The 17,200-nt window shown below is 72.3% G+C and carries 14 protein-coding genes and 1 pseudogene; 5 read left to right on the plus strand and 10 right to left on the minus strand.

What is annotated here, in order from left to right; all coding sequences use genetic code 11:
- Nucleotides 1-33: 33 nt before the first annotated feature.
- From EV376_RS05130 to rpmH, 9 genes and pseudogenes are all read right to left on the minus strand, one after another.
- Nucleotides 34-882, minus strand: coding sequence for a hypothetical protein (locus tag EV376_RS05130; protein ID WP_486482865.1), 849 nt, complete (start codon nucleotides 880-882; stop codon nucleotides 34-36).
- A gap of 2,263 nt (nucleotides 883-3,145) precedes the next feature.
- Complete coding sequence (locus tag EV376_RS05135) at nucleotides 3,146-4,135, minus strand: ParB/RepB/Spo0J family partition protein (protein ID WP_130320999.1); 990 nt, start codon at nucleotides 4,133-4,135, stop codon at nucleotides 3,146-3,148.
- A gap of 27 nt (nucleotides 4,136-4,162) precedes the next feature.
- Nucleotides 4,163-5,479: a ParA family protein gene (locus tag EV376_RS30720; protein WP_130321000.1), complete on the minus strand. Its 1,317-nt coding sequence runs from the start codon at nucleotides 5,477-5,479 to the stop codon at nucleotides 4,163-4,165.
- A 363-nt stretch (nucleotides 5,480-5,842) separates the two neighbouring features.
- On the minus strand, nucleotides 5,843-6,547 hold the full coding sequence (rsmG, locus tag EV376_RS05145; RefSeq protein ID WP_486482866.1) for a 16S rRNA (guanine(527)-N(7))-methyltransferase RsmG: 705 nt from the start codon (nucleotides 6,545-6,547) through the stop codon (nucleotides 5,843-5,845).
- 112 nt (nucleotides 6,548-6,659) lie between these two features.
- Entirely contained in the window at nucleotides 6,660-7,262 is a 603-nt protein-coding gene (locus tag EV376_RS05150; protein ID WP_130321002.1) for a R3H domain-containing nucleic acid-binding protein, read from the minus strand.
- A gap of 190 nt (nucleotides 7,263-7,452) precedes the next feature.
- Nucleotides 7,453-8,462 (minus strand): annotated as a pseudogene (yidC, locus tag EV376_RS05155) (membrane protein insertase YidC); the annotation flags it as partial.
- A gap of 3 nt (nucleotides 8,463-8,465) precedes the next feature.
- Nucleotides 8,466-8,705, minus strand: coding sequence for a membrane protein insertion efficiency factor YidD (gene yidD, locus EV376_RS05160; protein ID WP_207228049.1), 240 nt, complete (start codon nucleotides 8,703-8,705; stop codon nucleotides 8,466-8,468).
- Between the two features lie 44 nt (nucleotides 8,706-8,749).
- On the minus strand, nucleotides 8,750-9,157 hold the full coding sequence (gene rnpA, locus EV376_RS05165) for a ribonuclease P protein component (protein WP_130321005.1): 408 nt from the start codon (nucleotides 9,155-9,157) through the stop codon (nucleotides 8,750-8,752).
- Between the two features lie 36 nt (nucleotides 9,158-9,193).
- A complete protein-coding gene (gene rpmH, locus EV376_RS05170; RefSeq protein ID WP_046563087.1) occupies nucleotides 9,194-9,331 on the minus strand; it encodes a 50S ribosomal protein L34 in 138 nt (45 codons plus the stop codon).
- Nucleotides 9,332-9,960: 629 nt separating this feature from the next.
- Here rpmH and dnaA point away from each other — a divergent pair.
- The 5 genes from dnaA to EV376_RS05195 all read left to right on the plus strand — a co-directional run bounded on the left by dnaA (nucleotide 9,961) and on the right by EV376_RS05195 (nucleotide 16,363).
- Nucleotides 9,961-11,757 (plus strand): chromosomal replication initiator protein DnaA, encoded by a 1,797-nt coding sequence (gene dnaA / locus EV376_RS05175; RefSeq protein WP_130321006.1) that lies wholly within the window; start codon nucleotides 9,961-9,963, stop codon nucleotides 11,755-11,757.
- A gap of 829 nt (nucleotides 11,758-12,586) precedes the next feature.
- A complete protein-coding gene (dnaN, locus tag EV376_RS05180; RefSeq protein ID WP_130321007.1) occupies nucleotides 12,587-13,720 on the plus strand; it encodes a DNA polymerase III subunit beta in 1,134 nt (377 codons plus the stop codon).
- 42 nt (nucleotides 13,721-13,762) lie between these two features.
- Nucleotides 13,763-14,635 carry a phosphogluconate dehydrogenase (NAD(+)-dependent, decarboxylating) gene (gene gnd / locus EV376_RS05185; RefSeq protein ID WP_130321008.1) on the plus strand — a complete coding sequence of 291 codons (873 nt, stop codon included), beginning with the start codon at nucleotides 13,763-13,765 and terminating at the stop codon, nucleotides 14,633-14,635.
- A 14-nt stretch (nucleotides 14,636-14,649) separates the two neighbouring features.
- Nucleotides 14,650-15,783: a DNA replication/repair protein RecF gene (recF, locus tag EV376_RS05190; protein ID WP_130321009.1), complete on the plus strand. Its 1,134-nt coding sequence runs from the start codon at nucleotides 14,650-14,652 to the stop codon at nucleotides 15,781-15,783.
- Nucleotides 15,773-16,363, plus strand: a complete 591-nt coding sequence (locus tag EV376_RS05195; protein ID WP_130321010.1) for a DciA family protein — start codon at nucleotides 15,773-15,775, stop codon at nucleotides 16,361-16,363. The genes recF and EV376_RS05195 overlap by 11 nt, the downstream gene beginning before the upstream one ends.
- 56 nt (nucleotides 16,364-16,419) lie before the next feature.
- Here EV376_RS05195 and EV376_RS05200 read toward each other — a convergent pair whose 3' ends face one another.
- Nucleotides 16,420-16,974 carry a hypothetical protein gene (locus tag EV376_RS05200; protein ID WP_130321011.1) on the minus strand — a complete coding sequence of 185 codons (555 nt, stop codon included), beginning with the start codon at nucleotides 16,972-16,974 and terminating at the stop codon, nucleotides 16,420-16,422.
- Between the last annotated feature and the right edge of the window lie 226 nt (nucleotides 16,975-17,200).

The following is a 17,200-nucleotide window of genomic DNA, read 5'->3' on the forward strand; positions in this document are numbered from 1 at the left end:
CCGGGCCAGTCCGACGGCCGGGCCAGTCGGCGCTCACCGGGGCTCACCAGCTGGCTCGGCACCGGCCTCGCTGGCGGCCACCCCGTCCGTGGCCGACCGGGACCCCGTCGCCGAGGCCGCCGAGCCCGCTGCCGTCCGCTGAGCCGCCGGCGTGGCAACCGTCCGCGCCGCTGCCGCGCTGCCGTCCGTCGCCGCCGCTGTCGCGCTGTCGCCGGGCGCCGCCGCTGCCACCCTGCTGGCCGGCGTTGACGCGTCGCCACTGGGTGCCGCCCCCGCGGCCGATCCCCTCGCGGGCGGCACGGTTCTCGCCGGCGCCGCAGCTGCCTCCCGCGTCGGACCGTCGGTGTTCGCGGCCGTCGCGTCGTCGGCCGCCGGCCTGCCGTCGCTACCCGACCCCTCGTCGCCGGCCGGCCCTCCGTCGTCGACCGACCCCTCGTCCGCCGGAATCTCCTCGACGGCGTCGATCACCGAGGCACCGGCCTCCTCTTCGGCGGGCGCGGTCACCGACTCGCTGAAGCTGGCTGGTGCCTGCCACTGGATCCGGGGCGGTTCGGCCAGTGGACGCCCGCCGAACTCGGCGAGCCATGCGGCGACCAGGGCAAGGTTCTCGCGCCACGTGGACTCGGGGATCGGAGGCAGGATCGAGTCCCACAGCGGGAGGAATGTTCCGCGGAGTTGGAGCTGACCGCGCGGCCGAGCGAGGAACCACAGGTGAAGGTGCGCTGAGCCGTCGCCCCAGCGGTTGACGTGCACCCGGGCCACCCCGTCGAGGGACCGGATGGCGCGTTCGAGTCGGACCGTCATCACCCCCAGCTCGGCGGCGAGCAGGTTCGGGAGATCACCGAGGTCCAGATGTGAGCGACATTCGAGGATCAGCACCATCGGGAGACCGGTCGGCCGGTCCATCGCGCGTACCCGCCAGCGTTCGCCCACCCAGATGTACGCCTCGTCGGGAGCACTGCAGGCGGTGCACTCCCGATGGCCTTCGCCCCGGCGGGGCGGCTCGTCCGGGACCGGATCATCGAGCTGCTTGACGCGGAGCTCGCCTTCGAAGGGGAAGGACGGCCACTGGGTGAAGTCCGGAGGTGAGGGAGGGGTGTCGTGCACGAGGCTGACCCTAGCCCTTTCCGGCACCGCTGTCCCTACCCGTTCTCACCTCTCCCGGACACGGGCCCACCGCTGCTGGACGTTATCCCCAGAGATATCCACAGGCCGCGCAGACGTTGACGACACACCGTCATCCACAGCTCAGCAAGGGAATCCGGGCGCTGTTTCACGTGAAACAGAGGCGCCCTGTGGACAACGTCTGTGGATAACGCCGAGGGATGGGGCGACGGGCCTGGAGGCGGCCGTCGACCGGCTGGTCGTGGTGGTCGGCCGAAGAGGGTCTGCGGGTGGCACCGCATGGCTGCCGGAGGTCGTCCCGGCTGGGTCGCCTCGATTGCCGGAAGTCGAGCCCAGGTCGGCCGGCGGCGACGCCGGGCTCGACGAGTGGCGCGCGATCGGCCCGTGGCTGGGTGCGGCCCGTGGCTGGGTGCGGCCCGTGGCTGGGTGCGGCCCGTGGCTGGGTGCGGCCCGTGGCTGGGTGCGGCCCGTGGCTGGGTGCGGCCCGTGGCTGGGTGCGGCCCGTGGCTGGGCTGAGCCGGAGCGGGCCGCGGGTTCCGGCCGGGAGGGGCGGTCAAGCCGAACGAAGGCCAGGCGGGACCGCGTCCAGCGCCGGCCGGGCTTGGAGCCGCTGATTCAGAGCCGGCACGTCCGTGTGCGGCAGGTTCGAGGACCGGCCCGGACACCGGGGTCCGCTCGGACACCGGGGTCGGCCCGACCCCTAGGCCGGTCCGACTACCGGGCCGGCGCGAACGGAACGGGTCGCGCAGGGAACTGGCCCCGACGTCGGGGGAACTCGGCCCAGCGCCAGTGCCGGGCCGAACCAACATCGCCGGCCGGCAGTATCGGCCCAGACCGTCGTGATTGGCGAAGGGCGGCGCGCGAGGGCTCAGGCGAGGGCTCGGGTTGGGCCACACCCGCGACGTCACCATGATCGGCTCGGGCTCGGGGACTCCGGCTCCGGCTCCGGCTCCGGGTCCCCGGGTCCCCGGGTCCCCGGCTCCCCGGCTCGCGGCTCCCGGCTCCCCGGCTCCCGGCTCCCGGCTCCCGGCTCCCGGCTCCCGGCTCCCGGCTCCCGGCTCCCGGCTCCCGGCTCCCGGCTCCCGGCTCCCGGCGAGGAGCTTAGGTCGAACCGGACCGCGCGGACTGGACCGGATGCGGCAACCCGATTAGCGGCAAGGACTCCGCTGAGCGGAGGGTCGGTGCGGGACTGGCTCGGACCCGAGCGGAACGGGACTGGCTCGGACCCGAGCGGAACGCGGCTGGGTGGCGACCGGACGGCTGGGAGCGCCGCCCCTCCTCCGGAAGATCCTGACCGTCGGGGCTAGGCGGCCCGGTCGAGCCCCGGGTTGGGGGACCACAGCCCACCCCCCGGGGGCTCGGCGACCACAGCCCCACCCCGGGCTCGACGGCCACAGCCCGCGCCGAGGTTGGGCGGCCAGCCGAGAGTGGACGCGCCCGCACTAGGTCGGTACAGCCCTGAGCCGGCAGGAGTCCGCCTAGGGCATGTGCGGTGAGGATGGCGGGTTCTGGGGCAGCACGTCTTACTGGCACCGGCGACCCGGTCTCCCGCCGACGTTCGAGCCAGCCAGTCACCCCGAGCGAGATCTGCTCCGCAACGGCCAGGCGGTCGACTTTCCGGGACGGGCCGAGGCGCAACCAGACTGCGTCGGGCAGCGAGTTCGAGTCGAGCACCGAGCAGCCGGCGTGTGGGCGATCCCGGGCCTGGGGTTCGCAGGCCGGCGTGCATGTCCCGGACCGGAGGGGGCTCGCGGTCGCCCTGTTTCACGTGAAACGAAGGGCCGCCGGTTCCACGTGAAACCGCATGCGGATCATTGCCGAGGTTGAGCTATCCCGCGAGAAGACCGCTCGCTTCGCTCCAGGTAGCTGAGGGACGCGGCTCGAACCCTCGCACGTCGAGCCGCGGCGCGTGACCAAGTGCCCGGCCTCGGCGCAGCTCGGCTCGCTCGTCGCCGTGCCCTCGAGACAACTCGGCCGCGTGGTCCAGATGGACGCACGCGGCCGATCAGCCTCGGCACGATCAGGACGTGGGCTCGTCCCGCTCGACTCCGATGATGCCGACGATCCGTTCAAGGTCGTCGACCGTGGCGAACTCGATGGTGATCTTGCCCTTGCTCCGGCCGATGTCCACCTTCACGCGGGTGTCGAACCGGTCGGAGAGCCGGTCAGCGAGATCCGACAGCGCGGGCGCGTGCGGCTTCGGGCGGCGCTTCGGCGATTCCTTCCGGCCGGTGCCCTCGCTGAGCGACAGCGCGACGATCTCCTCGGTCGCACGGACGGACAGGCCCTCGGCAACGATCCGGAGCGCGAGCTGCTCCTGCGCCTCCGCGTCATCGAAACTCAGCAGCGCCCGGGCGTGCCCGGCCGAGAGCACCCCGGCGGCGACCCGCCGTTGCACCTGGGCCGGAAGGTTCAGCAGCCGGATGGTGTTCGAGATTTGCGGCCGGCTGCGGCCGATCCGCCGGGCCAGCTCCTCGTGGGTGGCGCCGAACTCGTCCAGCAGTTGCTGGTACGCGGCGGCCTCCTCCAGCGGGTTCAGGTTGGCGCGGTGGATGTTCTCCAGCAGGGCGTCCCGGAGCATGGCGTCGTCGCGGGTGTCCCGCACGATCGCCGGAATGTTGTCCCGGCCGACCGCCTGGGCGGCGCGCCAGCGCCGCTCACCCATGACCAGTTCGAACTTCTCGCCGTCGAGCTGGCGGACGACGATCGGCTGGAGGAAGCCGACCTCCTGGATCGAGACCTTCAGCTCCTCCAGCGCGTCCTCGTCGAAGACCTGTCGCGGCTGCTTCGGGTTCGGGACGATCGCGTCCACCGGGATCTCGGCGAAGCGGGCTCCGGGCACCGGGCTCAGCTGCGCGGCGTCCTGCGGTGTCGCAGCGGGGGAGGGCGGCAGGTTGGCGGGCACCGCCGGGGTTCCGGCGGCCGGATCGAGCGCTCCGGTCACCGCCGGTCCGGTGGGGATGAGCGCACCCAGCCCTCGACCCAGACCGCCCTTGGGACGGTTCTTCATGCCCTGCCTCCCCGCGACTCGTCGGCACTACGCATTGCGGCTCACCGGCGTCATGGCGCCCCGCTCAGCGATCTCCTGGGCGGCCTCGAAGTAGCTCGTCGCCCCCCGCGATCCGGGATCGTAGGTCATCACCGACTGGCCGTAGCTGGGTGCCTCGGAGACCCGGACGTTACGCGGGATGACCGCCTGGAGGACCTTGTCGCCGAAGTGGTTCCGGACGTCCTGCTCGACGGCGTCGGCCAGCCGGGTCCGCCGGTCGTACATGGTGAGCAGGATGGTGGAGACCTCAAGCCGGGGGTTGAGGTGCTGCCGGACCAGGTTGATGTTGTTGATGAGCTGGTTCAGCCCCTCTAGCGCGTAGTACTCGCACTGGATCGGGATGAGCACCTCCTGCGCGGCCACCAACGCGTTGACCGTGAGCAGGCCGAGCGACGGGGGGCAGTCGATGAAGATGTAGTCGAAATGGCCGGGGTACCCGGTGATCGCGCGGTCCAGGCGGGACTCCCGGGCAACCACCGAGACGAGTTCGATCTCGGCGCCGGCCAGGTCGATGGTGGCCGGTACGCACCACAGGTTGGGGATGCCCTCGACCGCTTGGGCGACATCCTCGAGCGGCACGCCGTTGATGAGGCAGTCGTACACGTCCGGCACCCCGGTGTGGTGCGGAACGTTGAGCCCGGTCGAGGCGTTGCCCTGCGGATCGAGGTCGACCACCAGCACCCGGTTGCCGTGCAGGGCGAGTGCCACCGCCAGGTTCACCGTCGTGGTGGTCTTGCCCACGCCGCCCTTCTGGTTCGCGACGCACATGACCCGCGTGTGGTCCGGCCGAGGCATCATGACCTCGCCACTCGGGTTCAGAATCTGCACGGCACGCATCGCTTCCATCGCCAACGGTGGGTCATCCTCTTCGCGCGTCGGGGTTTCACGTGAAACGTACGTGTCGTCAGCCTCGCCACGCCCGTACGGCACGTCCGGAATCGCCGTCGTGTCGGTCACCCGACCGGACTCCGCTGTCGGAGCCACCTGCTGCGGCACGGCCGCCTCGAAGCGGGTCGGGGCAGCGGCGTTGCCTCGCGCCGGAGCGACCCGTTCTCCTGTCGACGAGTTACCCACGCGGGGCTCGTCCGCGGCATTGCGCGCCGCAGGAAGGTCCGGCGGCACCGGACGCGCCACGCCCGTCGCCGGAGGTTCCCTCCGGACGACCGGCTCACGGTCCGGCGGTCGGGGCGACGGGCTCACGGACGGTCCGTGCGCCGCCCAACCCGGGTAGTCGGTTTCACGTGAAACGGGGTCGCCCAAAGACCCGGTCACGCGTGGATCGTCGTACCTGCCGTCGTCATGCACCTGTCATCCCTGCCCGCTTCGGATGGTCGGTCCGCATCCCGTCAACGGGCCGCACATGCGCTCACGCCAGGAGCGTGCGGTCCGGCGGAAGCGGTCGGGACCTAGATATCGCCCGTCGCCGCCCGCTCCACATTATCGACGCGCGGCCAGCCTACGGCGATCGGCCGCAGCGGGTCCACGTCGGGTTGTCGTCCAACCCACCCGCGCCGGTCCCGCCGACACGGAAAGACGGACGAAACGGTGTCGGCCGTTCGGGGAGGGAGCTGGACCACCGCAGCAGACGAACCTCGGCGGCCGCCCTCGGCGATCAAGCGGCAAGGAGACGGCGTCGACGAAACGGAACGAGCGCGATCGGGCCGCGGCTCAGCGGCGCCGGCCACCCCGGGAGCGCTTCGGGGACTTCGGGCGGGCCGGACCGACCACCCGCTCGCGGACGATCTCGACCACGAGCGTGGGCGGCTCGATCACGCCCTCGCCGCAGTGGTGGATCTCCGGCATGCCGCCGCCGAGCCGGCCGACCGTCGCCGCGTGCTGCGCGATTTCCTCGGCCGCGGAGGAGCCTTTGAGGGCGACCAGGCGCCCACCCGGTACCGCCAGCGGCAGGCACCACGCGGCGAGGCGGTCGAGCGGGGCGACGGCCCGGGCGGTCACGACGTCGCCGAAGAGTGGTGCGCCTCCCGTCGCTCCGGACGCGACCTCCTCCGCCCGGCCCCGGACGACCCGGACCCGCTGGCCCAGCCCGAGCTCCTCCACCGCCTCGTCGAGAAACGCGGTGCGGCGGGCAAGCGGCTCGATCAGGGTCACGGCCAGATCCGGCCGCGCGACGGCGAGTACGAGGCCGGGCAGCCCGGCACCGGATCCGACGTCGAGGACCGTCGCGCCGGACGGGATCCGCTCCGCCACCGCCGCGCAGTTGAGCAGGTGCCGGTCCCAGATCCGAGGCGCCTCCCGCGGCCCGATGAGCCCACGGACCACGCCGTCGGTCACCAGCAGTTCGGCGTACGCGGCGGCCAGGTCGAGCCGGTCGCCGAAGAGCGTCCGGGCCGCGCCCGCCAGCGCCGGCGGCAACGTCGCGTCGGCGGGATCGGGCGCCGGGCGGCGATCGACAGGCGACGGCCCGGGTGGCGTGCCACCCGGGCCGGACGCGGCCGCCGCCGCGGTGTCGTCGTGGGTCACCCGGTCAGTCCGCCGGCCGCACGATGATGCGCCGGTTGGGCTCGACGCCCTCGGACTCGCTCACCACACCGCTGATGGCGTTGACGACGTCGTGGACGCACTTGCGCTCGAAGGCGGACATCGGCTCCAGGCGCACCGGCTCGCCGTACTCCTTGACCTTCTCGACGGCGTTCTTAGCCACCGCCGCGAGCTCCTTGCGCCGGGTGGCCCGGTAGCCGCCCACGTCGAGCAGCAGCCGGCTGGGCGTGCCGGTCTGGCGGAACACGGCCAGCCGGGCCAACTCCTGGAGCGCCTCCAGGGTGGCCCCACGCTGGCCGACCAGGGCCTGCAGCCGGCCACCGACGACCTCCACGACCGGACGGCCGCCGGAGACCAGCTCGTCGATGTCCCCGTCGTAGTCGAGGATGTCGAGCAGGCCCTCCACGTAGTCCGCGGCGATCTCGCTCTGCCGGAACAGGTCGCTCTCGGCGGCGGCCTTCTTCTCCGTGCCGCCGGTCTCCTCGGTCTCCTCGGTCTCCTCGGTCTCGTCGCCGTCGTGCGTCGCGGTCGGCTCGGCCCCTTCGGCGTCCAGGGACTCGTCGGCGTGGGGGATGCTGGTGTCGGTCACGGTCTCATCTCCGTACTCGCTCGGCCGGACCGTCGGGTCCGCTGGTCTCCCGGGGCCGGCGGGAGGTCGCCGGTGCCCACGGGCACGTCTGTAGGGGCAGTGTCACCCCGCGGCCGCGGCGCGCGCGGCCCTTTGCGCTCCGGCGCCGGCCGTACGGCGGCTGCACGGTGCGGGACGGGCCGCCGCCGGGGTTCCGACGGCGGCCCGGACGGTTCACCGCCGCTTGGCAGGCTTGCCCTTCTTCGGGTTGACCGGCTTGGCGCCCGGCTTCGGGCCGGCGACCTTCGGCGCGGCCGGCTTGGCGGGCGCCTGCGGGGCGGCCTTGCGGCCGAACAGCCCACCGGTCTTGGCCGGCTGCACCGGGTTGCGGGCGCCGGACGTGCCCGACTTGGCCGTCATGTTGGGCGGCGGCGGGAACTTCCGCAGCACCCACTGCTGCTGGGCCAGGGTGAACAGGTTGTTGGTGACCCAGTAGATGATCACACCGATGGGGAAGATCGCACCGGAGATGAGCAGCGACGCCGGGATGCCGTAGAGCATCAGCCTCTGGATCATCCGCTGCTGCGGGTCCTCCGCCCAGCCGGTCTTGAGGATCATCTGACGGCTGGTCAGGTACGTGGTGCCCATCATGATCAGGACCAGGACGCCGGCCATGATCTTCACGGTGGTGCCGTTGGCGTTCAGCGCGGCGAGTTCCTCGGCGGTGGAGCCGAACTTGCCGGCGATCGGCGCGGTGAACAGCTTGGCGGCCGACGCGCTCTCGAACTGGCTGACCGTCCAGCCGTAGAGCGTCATGCCGCTCTCGCTCTTGTCCGGGTTGAGCCGGCGCAGCACGTGGAAGAGGCCGAGGAAGACCGGGATCTGGAGGAACATCGGAAGGCAGCCCATGAGAGGGTTGGCCTTTTCCTTCCGGTAGAGCTCCATCATCTCCTTCTGGAGCGTCTCCCGGTCACCCTTGTGCTTCTCCTGGAGTGCCTTGACCTGCGGCTGCAACGCCTGCATGGCGCGCTGCGACTTGATCTGCTTGACGAAGATCGGGAACAGGATCACCCGGACGGTGACCACGAGGAAGATGATGGCGAGGATCCAGGCCCAGTTGGTGCCCAGCACCGCGCCGTCCGACACCCCGACGGCTTCCCAGGCCCGATGCCAGACCAGCAGGATCCACGAGATCGCGTAGTAGATCCAGTCGAGACTCAATTCTCAGGCTCCAGTCACATCGGCACGGCGGCGACCGCCCGGCTCCGGCACCGGGTCGAATCCACCTGGGTGGAATGGGTGGCAGCGCAGCAACCGCCGGACCGTCAGGCCGGCTCCCCGGAAGGCGCCGTGGCGAGCCACCGCCTCCAGGGCGTACGCGCTGCACGACGGGTAGAACCGACAGCGGGCCGGCAGTGCCGGACTTATCCACCGACGGTACGCGATGATGGGCCCGGTCAGCATCCGGGCACCGACTGTGGTCGGCCGTGGCACCTCGTGGCCCTGACTCACCGGGACCGCCGTCCCCGGGGTGACCGTGCGGCCGCGATCGCCGCGTCGAGGTCGGCGCCGAGCCGCTGGTACGAAGCGGTGGCCGCCGCGGGCAGGGCGCGGACCACCAGAGTGCTTCCGTCGGGCAGCCCGGCGAGGCGCTCGCGGACCAGGTGCCGCAACCGGCGGCGGACGCGGTTGCGGACGACGGCGTTGCCGACCGTCTTGGACACGACGAAGCCGGCGCGGGCGGGTGCGGAGTTGTCCTCCGTGCCCGCCCGCGCCGGCTCCGGCGACGTTGCGGTGGTGGGGGTCACCGGCAGGCTCAGGTGGACGACGACAGCGCCGCGCCCGGCGCGCCGGCCACCGCGGACCGCTGCGGCGAAGTCAGCGCTGCGCCGCAGTCGCTGCGCGGCGGCCAGCACGACTGCCCACGTCCTGCGGATCGGACCCGGCCGGCCTCAGGCCGACAGGCGGGTGCGGCCCTTGGCGCGACGGGTCGCGATGATGGCGCGGCCGGCACGGGTGCGCATGCGCAGCCGGAAGCCGTGGGTCTTCGCGCGCCGGCGGTTGTTCGGCTGGTAGGTGCGCTTGCTCACGTCAGGCTCTCCGTTGTTGTGCCCCCAGGCGGGGGATCGCCCAGGGTCGTGTCATGGTCAGGGTCACCTCGACGGTGACCCTCGATCGGCGCTGCCCGGCGACGCGGGACCCGGCGGTGCGGGGGAGGCGGCCACGGGCGGCAGGCACCCATCACCCTAGCAGAGGGCGAGAGAGCAGCCGCTCCAGCCTACGCAGGGGTGCAACGACCGTCAAACGTCCCCACCAGGTGCGACTCCGGCGGACGGCGGCGACCGAAGCGGCTCTTTTCACTGATACCGCCAACGTGCGGCGCGCGTCGGCGGTTGATGGCTCTGGGACATCGCTGTTACCGTGCCCGATTGCGGTCGGCGTCGACGGGTGGGGTCGCCGCCGGCTGGCAAGACCGGACAGGGCAGTGGATCGTTCGGCAGGGTGCACCCGCTTCAACGCCCGTTCGACAGGGGGCAGGTCCGCCCCGCATCCGTCGGGCGGCCACAATCGGTACGTACACAGGCTGTGGATAACTTGTGGACGAGGACCGGTCGGCCGTCCGGGTGGGGTGAACCACCCGCTCGAACGCGGCGGGCCCGGGACGGCCGACGGGGAGGACGGCGGCGTCCGGGAGCAGAGGCGAGGGGGTGGCACGACGGTGGCCGGTACGACCGACCTTGCCGCGGTGTGGACGGCGACGACGGACGAGCTCGCCGACGAGATCATCTCCGCGCAGCAGCGGGCGTACCTCCGGCTGACCCGGCTGCGGGCGATCGTCGAGGACACCGCTCTGCTCTCCGTCCCGGACGCGTTCACCCGCGACGTCATCGAGTCCCGGCTGCGACCGGCGATCACCGAGGCGCTGACCCGCCGGTTGGGCCGGCCCATCCAGGTGGCGGTCACCGTGCGGGTGCCGGAGGACGGCGCCGGCCGCCCGGCGGGCACCGTCTACCGCAGCACGCCGGACACCGAGACCGGTGAGCCGTACGGCGACGCCGGCGGCGCGCCGGGAACCGTGCCGGAGGACGACGCGAACCGGCAGCTGCCGCTGATACCCGAACAGACCCAGCCCGGTGGCCGGATCGAGCCCCCGGCCGGGCCGCCGGTCGCCGAGCGGCCGGCCCCGGTGGCCCGGGACGCCCAGGAGCCGCTGTTCGGCACCACCTTCGCCGAGCCGCCCCGCCCCGACCGCCCGAGCCTCCGCCCCGAGCGACGCGGCTTCGACGACCCGGCGGCCCGGCTGGATCCGTCGGTGGACGGCCGCGCCTTCGACCCGCGCTACCGGGAGGACGGCGCGTCGCCGCGCGACCAGCACGTGATCCGGGCCCTGCCGCGGGACCTCGGCACCGACAGCGGGCCGGGGCGGGTGGACCACCGGCCCGGTGGCCGGGAGGAGCGGCGGCTGCCAGCGCCCGCGGACAGCGGCGGCAACCGGCTGAACCCGAAGTACATGTTCGAGACGTTCGTCATCGGCTCGTCGAACCGGTTCGCCCACGCGGCCTCGGTGGCGGTGGCCGAGTCGCCGGCGAAGGCGTACAACCCGCTGTTCATCTACGGCAGCTCGGGGCTCGGCAAGACGCACCTGCTGCACGCGATCGGCCACTACGCCACGACGCTCGGCAACGCCCGCTCGGTCCGGTACGTCTCGACCGAGGAGTTCACCAACGACTTCATCAACTCCCTGCGCGACGACAAGACCAGCGCGTTCCAGCGCCGCTACCGGGACGTCGACATCCTCCTGATCGACGACATCCAGTTCCTGGAGAACCGGGAGCGGACGCAGGAGGAGTTCTTCCACACGTTCAACACGCTGCACAACGCCAACAAGCAGATCGTGATCACCTCCGACCGGTCGCCGAAGCAGCTGGCGACGCTGGAGGACCGGCTGCGGACCCGGTTCGAGTGGGGCCTGCTCGCCGACATCCAGCCGCCGGACCTGGAGACCCGGATCGCGATCCTGCAGAAGAAGGCGGCCCAGGAGCGGCTGTTCGCCCCGCCGGACGTGCTGGAGTTCATCGCGTCCCGGGTGTCGAACTCGATCCGGGAACTCGAGGGCGCGCTGATCCGGGTGACCGCGTTCGCCAGCCTCACCCGCTCGTCGGTGGAGCTGTCGCTGGCCGAGGAGGTGCTGCGGGACTTCATCCCGGACGGCGCCGGTCCGGAGATCACCGCCGACCAGATCATGGTCTCCACCGCCGACTACTTCGGGGTGAGCCTGGAGGACCTCCGGGGGCACTCCCGCTCGCGGGTCCTGGTCAACGCCCGCCAGGTCGCCATGTACCTGTGCCGGGAGCTGACCGACCTGTCGCTGCCCCGGATCGGGCAGGCGTTCGGCGGCCGCGACCACACCACCGTCATGCACGCCGACCGGAAGATCCGCCAGCAGATGGCCGAGCGACGCTCGCTCTACAACCAGATCGCCGAGCTGACCAACCGGATCAAGCAGAACACCTGAGCGACGAGCGACGACCTCAGGCCGGAACGCGGTGCCAGCCGGTGCGCCGCGCCGAGCCGTCGTGGCACACGCCGGACACCCGACGCCCGGCCGCAGCAGCGGCCGGGCGTCCGCTCTTCCACAATCAGGTTGACCCTCGACATGGTCGAGGCCGCAGCATCGGGGTCGTGACCGTCCACCGCCCGACTCGCTGTCCACACCCTGTCCACAGCCAGTTGTCCACTGCGGTGGAAAACTACGTTCCGCCGAACGCGTCGTTACCCACAGGTTGTGGAGAAACCCTGGGGACGACGCTGTGGACGCCTGGGGACAACCGTGCCGTTGTCCACCGGAGACGGTCCGCCTGTGGGCGGCCTGTTGAAGGTTCTGGGGAAAACGGGGATCGGGGCGCGCCCGCTGATCCACAGGTCTGGGGAGAAAGTCGGTGGATTACCGGTGGACAACCGGTGGATAACCGTGGACAACCTGGGGGCGGAGCCCGCCTGTGGATCGCGACACGGGTTGTACCCCTGGTTCTCCACAGCAAAACCACCGGTGGATAACCTGTCTGACCTGCGCCGACGGTGGTTCTCCACAGTTTGCACAGGTGCGATGAAGACGATGAGTTAGATCTTCTAAGACAACAAAAACCAATCATCACCGTTGGACTTTCTGTGGATCGGGCCGGAGACCGCCGAGGCCGGTCCACCGGCACCTGGACGGCACGGGGTCGGGCGCACAGCCGATGCCCTCGCGCCCTAAGGTGCGATGTGAACCCGCACGCTCAGGCGGGTCGGTAGGCAGCGGTCGGCATGAGAGAGTTGTCGCTGACGTCGACGCGGAGGCATTGATGAAGTTCCGAGTGGAGCGCGATGCGCTCGCCGAGGCCGTGGCCTGGACCGCGAAGAGCCTGCCCAACCGGCCGTCCGTGCCGGTGCTCGCCGGTGTGATGCTGCGTGTCACCGACGGCAACCTGCAGGTCTCCGGGTTCGACTACGAGGTCTCCAGCCAGGTGACCGTGGAGGTACAGGGGGATGCCGACGGCGCCGCCCTGGTCTCCGGCCGCCTCCTCGCCGAGATCACCAAGGCGCTGCCGGCGAAGCCGGTCGACATCGCCGCGGTCGGCGCACACCTCGAGCTCGTCTGTGGCAGCGCCCGGTTCACCCTGCCCACCATGCCGGTGGAGGACTACCCGACGCTCCCGGAGATGCCGGAGAGCGCCGGCACCGTCGACGCGGCCGCCTTCGCGGCCGCCGTCGCCCAAGTGGCCGTCGCCGCCGGCCGCGACGAGACCCTGCCGATGATGACCGGCGTCCGCATCGAGCTGTCCGGCCGCACGCTGGCGATGCTCGCCACCGACCGCTACCGGCTCGCCCTGCGCGAGATGGAGTGGAACCCGGACGATCCGGAGATCAGCCTCAACGCGCTCGTGCCCGCCCGGACCCTGCACGACACCGCCAAGGCGCTCGGCCCGCTGGGCGGCCAGGTGACCATGGCGCTCTCCCAGGGTGCGGCCGGCGAGGGCATGATCGGTTTCGCCGGGGGCACCCGCCGCACCACCAGCCGCCTGCTCGACGGCGCGAACTATCCGCCGGTGCGCTCGCTCTTCCCGGCCACCCACAACGCTCAGGCCCAGGTGCCGGTCAGCACACTCATCGAGGTTGTCAAGCGGGTCGCGCTGGTCGCCGAGCGCACCACCCCGGTGCTGCTGAGCTTCAGCGGCGACGGGCTGGTCGTCGAGGCCGGTGGCACCGAGGAGGCCCGCGCCAGCGAGGCGATGGAGGCCACCTTCACCGGCGATCCCCTGACCATCGGGTTCAACCCGCAGTACCTGATCGACGGCCTCGCGAACCTGGGGGCCCAGTTCGCCGTCCTCTCGTTCGTCGACGCCTTCAAGCCCGCGGTGATTTCTCCCGCCGGCGAGGATGGCGAGGTTCTTCCCGGGTACCGGTACCTCATCATGCCGATCCGCGTCTCCCGCTGATCGCTACCCGAGAAGAACCACGACGCACGGAGGTACGGTCACATGCAGCTCGGCCTGGTAGGGCTCGGCCGGATGGGCGGCAACATGCGCGAGCGGCTGCGCGCCGCCGGGCACGAGGTGGTCGGTTTCGACCACCACCCGGAGCTGAGCGACGTAGCGAGCCTCGCGGCCCTGGCGGAGAAGCTGGAGGCGCCGCGGGCCGTGTGGGTCATGGTGCCCGCCGGCGTCACCGACGCCACCATCGACGAACTGGCCGACGTCCTCAATGCCGGCGACATCATCATCGACGGCGGAAACTCGCGGTTCAGCGACGACCTCCCCCGCGCCGAGCGCCTGAACGAGCGCGGCATCGGATACGTCGACGTCGGGGTCTCCGGCGGAGTCTGGGGCCGGCAGAACGGGTACGCCCTCATGGTCGGCGGCTCCGAGGAGCACGTCGGCCGGCTCATGCCGATCTTCGAGACGCTCAAGCCGGCCGGCGAGTTCGGCTTCGTGCACGCGGGACCGGTGGGCGCCGGGCACTACGCCAAGATGGTGCACAACGGCATCGAGTACGGCCTCATGCACGCCTACGCCGAGGGCTACGAACTGCTGGCCAAGTCCGAGCTGGTCACCAACGTCCCCGGTGTCTTCAAGTCGTGGCGGGAGGGCACGGTCGTCCGGTCCTGGCTGCTCGACCTGCTCGACCACGCCCTCGACGAGGACCCGGAGCTGGCCGAGCTCAGCGGCTACACCGAGGACACCGGCGAGGGCCGGTGGACGGTCGACGAGGCGGTCCGGCTCGCCGTGCCGATGAACGTCATCGCCGCCTCGCTGTTCGCCCGGTTCGCGTCCCGCCAGGACGACTCGCCCGCCATGAAGGCCGTCGCCGCGCTGCGCCAGCAGTTCGGCGGCCACGCCGTCCGCAAGCGCTGACGCGCGTCACAGCCGTGTACGTCCGCCGGCTCGAACTGGTCGACTTCCGCTCGTACGAGCGGGTCGGCGTCGACCTCGAACCGGGGGCGAACGTCCTCGTCGGTCCCAACGGCGTCGGCAAGACCAACCTGGTCGAGGCGCTCGGCTACGTGGCCACCCTGGAATCGCACCGGGTGGCCACCGACGCCCCCCTCGTCCGGATGGGCGCCACCGCCGCGATCATCCGCTGCGCCGTGGTGCACGAGGGACGCGAGTTGCTCGTGGAACTGGAGATCGTCCCCGGCAAGGCCAACCGGGCCCGACTCGGGCGCTCTCCGGCCCGCCGGGCAAGGGACGTGCTCGGCGCCCTGCGGCTGGTGCTCTTCGCCCCGGAGGACCTGGAGCTCGTCCGGGGCGACCCGGCGGAGCGCCGCCGCTACCTCGACGACCTGCTGGTGCTCCGCCAGCCCCGGTACGCCGGGGTACGCGCCGACTACGACCGGGTGGTCAAGCAACGCAACGCCCTGCTGCGGACGGCGTACCTGGCTCGCAAGACCGGCGGCACCCGCGGCGGTGACCTGTCCACGCTCGCGGTCTGGGACACCCACCTCGCGCAGCACGGCGCCGACCTGCTCGCCGGCCGCCTCGAACTGGTCGCCGCGCTCGCCCCGCACGTCACCAAGGCGTACGACGCCGTCGCGGCCGGCCGGGGCGCCGCGGGCATCGCGTACCGGTCGTCGGTCGAGCTGGCCGAGCCGACCACCGACCGCGCCGCCCTCGCCGCGGCGCTGAGCGGCGCGCTCGCCGAGGCCCGGTCCGCCGAGATCGAGCGCGGCACCACGCTGGTCGGCCCGCACCGCGACGACCTCACGCTGACCCTGGGCCCGCTGCCCGCCAAGGGGTACGCCAGCCACGGCGAGTCCTGGTCGTACGCCCTGGCGCTGCGGCTGGCCGGGTACGACCTGCTGCGCGCCGACGGCATCGAGCCGGTGCTGGTGCTCGACGACGTCTTCGCCGAGCTGGACACGGGCCGGCGGGAACGCCTCGCCGACCTGGTCGCCGGCGCGAGTCAACTGCTGGTGACCTGCGCGGTGGACGACGACGTGCCCGCGCGGCTGCGCGGTGCCCGGTACGCCGTCGCCGAGGGGACGGTGAACCGTGTCGGCTGACCAGCCGGACCCGACGGGCCCCGGCCGGGGCGAGGACGCGGCGGCGCCGGCTGCGGACGGAGGTCCGGCGGCCGGAGCCTCCGGGCCGCAGCTCGCCCGTGCGGTGCTGGACGCGGCGAAGGCCCGTCGGGAGGCGGCAGCGAAGACGCGGCGGCGCGGCGCCGTCGGCGGGGAGGGCGGCGGCGAGCGGCGGCTGCGCGGCTACTCCGGGCCCGGCCCGGACCCCCGCGACCCGCAGCCGCTCGGCGTGGTGCTGGACCGGCTGGTCAAGGCGCGGGGTTGGCAGCAGCCGGCCGCCGAGGCGACCGTCTTCGGCGCGTGGGAGCGGGTGGTCGGCCCGGAGGTCGCCCAGCACAGCCGGCCGGTGAAGCTGGAGGACGGCGAGCTGACCGTGGAGGCCCGGTCGACCGCCTGGGCGACCCAGTTGCGGCTGCTCGCCGGCTCCCTGCTCAAGCAGATCGCCCGGGAGGTCGGCCACAACGTGGTGCGCAAGCTGCACATCCACGGCCCGGCGGCGCCGTCGTGGTCGCGCGGCCCCCGCCGGGTCCGGGGTCGTGGCCCACGGGACACCTACGGCTGACCCGTCCCGTCCGTGCCGGACCGGTCAGCGTCCCCGTCGGGCGTCTCGGCGTCCCGTCAGGCGTCGGCGTAGACCGCGAAGCCCCGGTCGGCGCAGCGGCGGTAGAACGCGGCGAGGACGCTCAGTTCGGCGCAGGTGAAGGTCCACTGCGGCGGATCGCCGTTCTCGTCGCGCAGCCGGTCCAGCCGGCTGTCCAGCCAGCGCAGCTGCTGCTCGGCCAGGCGTCCGTCGCCCAGCAGCGAGCGGAGCACCTCGCTGACCGACTCGAAGGTGACCGCCTCGGCCACCGGCCGGTGCCGCGCCACGAACTTCTCCAACCCGTCGGCGATCCAGGAGCAGCCGTCGGGGTCGATCACCGGATCCTCGTCCTCGGCCGAGTTCTCCGTGGCGTAGAGCACATTTTCCAGCCCGAGGATCAGGTCCACCAGCTCCGTGTACGCGGTCGCCCGCACCGTGCCGGTCTTGGCGATCAGCTCGGCGAGCGCGGCGGTCGGGGCGGAGATCCGCGGCATGTCGACGATCTCGCCGAAGTCCACGAACTCGGCCGGTGCGACCGGGTCGTAGAAGCGGCCGGTCCGCGGCCAGTGCACCGCGACATTGTCCAGCCCCATCTGGCGTCACCTCTCAAGCCCGTGTCCGTTCAACGGGTCGATCGTCCGGTTCCCGCACCCAAAGATCAAGCCACCGGTTCTCCCGGCCTGCGACACGCCGGGCGCGGGACCGCCGCCGGGAGGAGCGAGCCCGCAAACGGACCGATCTGCGTAGGGGGAGTCGCGGACGGCGCGTTTCGGCCCGCTACGGAGTTCTCAGCCGCCGCGCAGGGGTGCCGAGTGGTGG

The sequence above is a fragment of the Micromonospora sp. CNZ295 genome, from assembly GCF_004217535.1.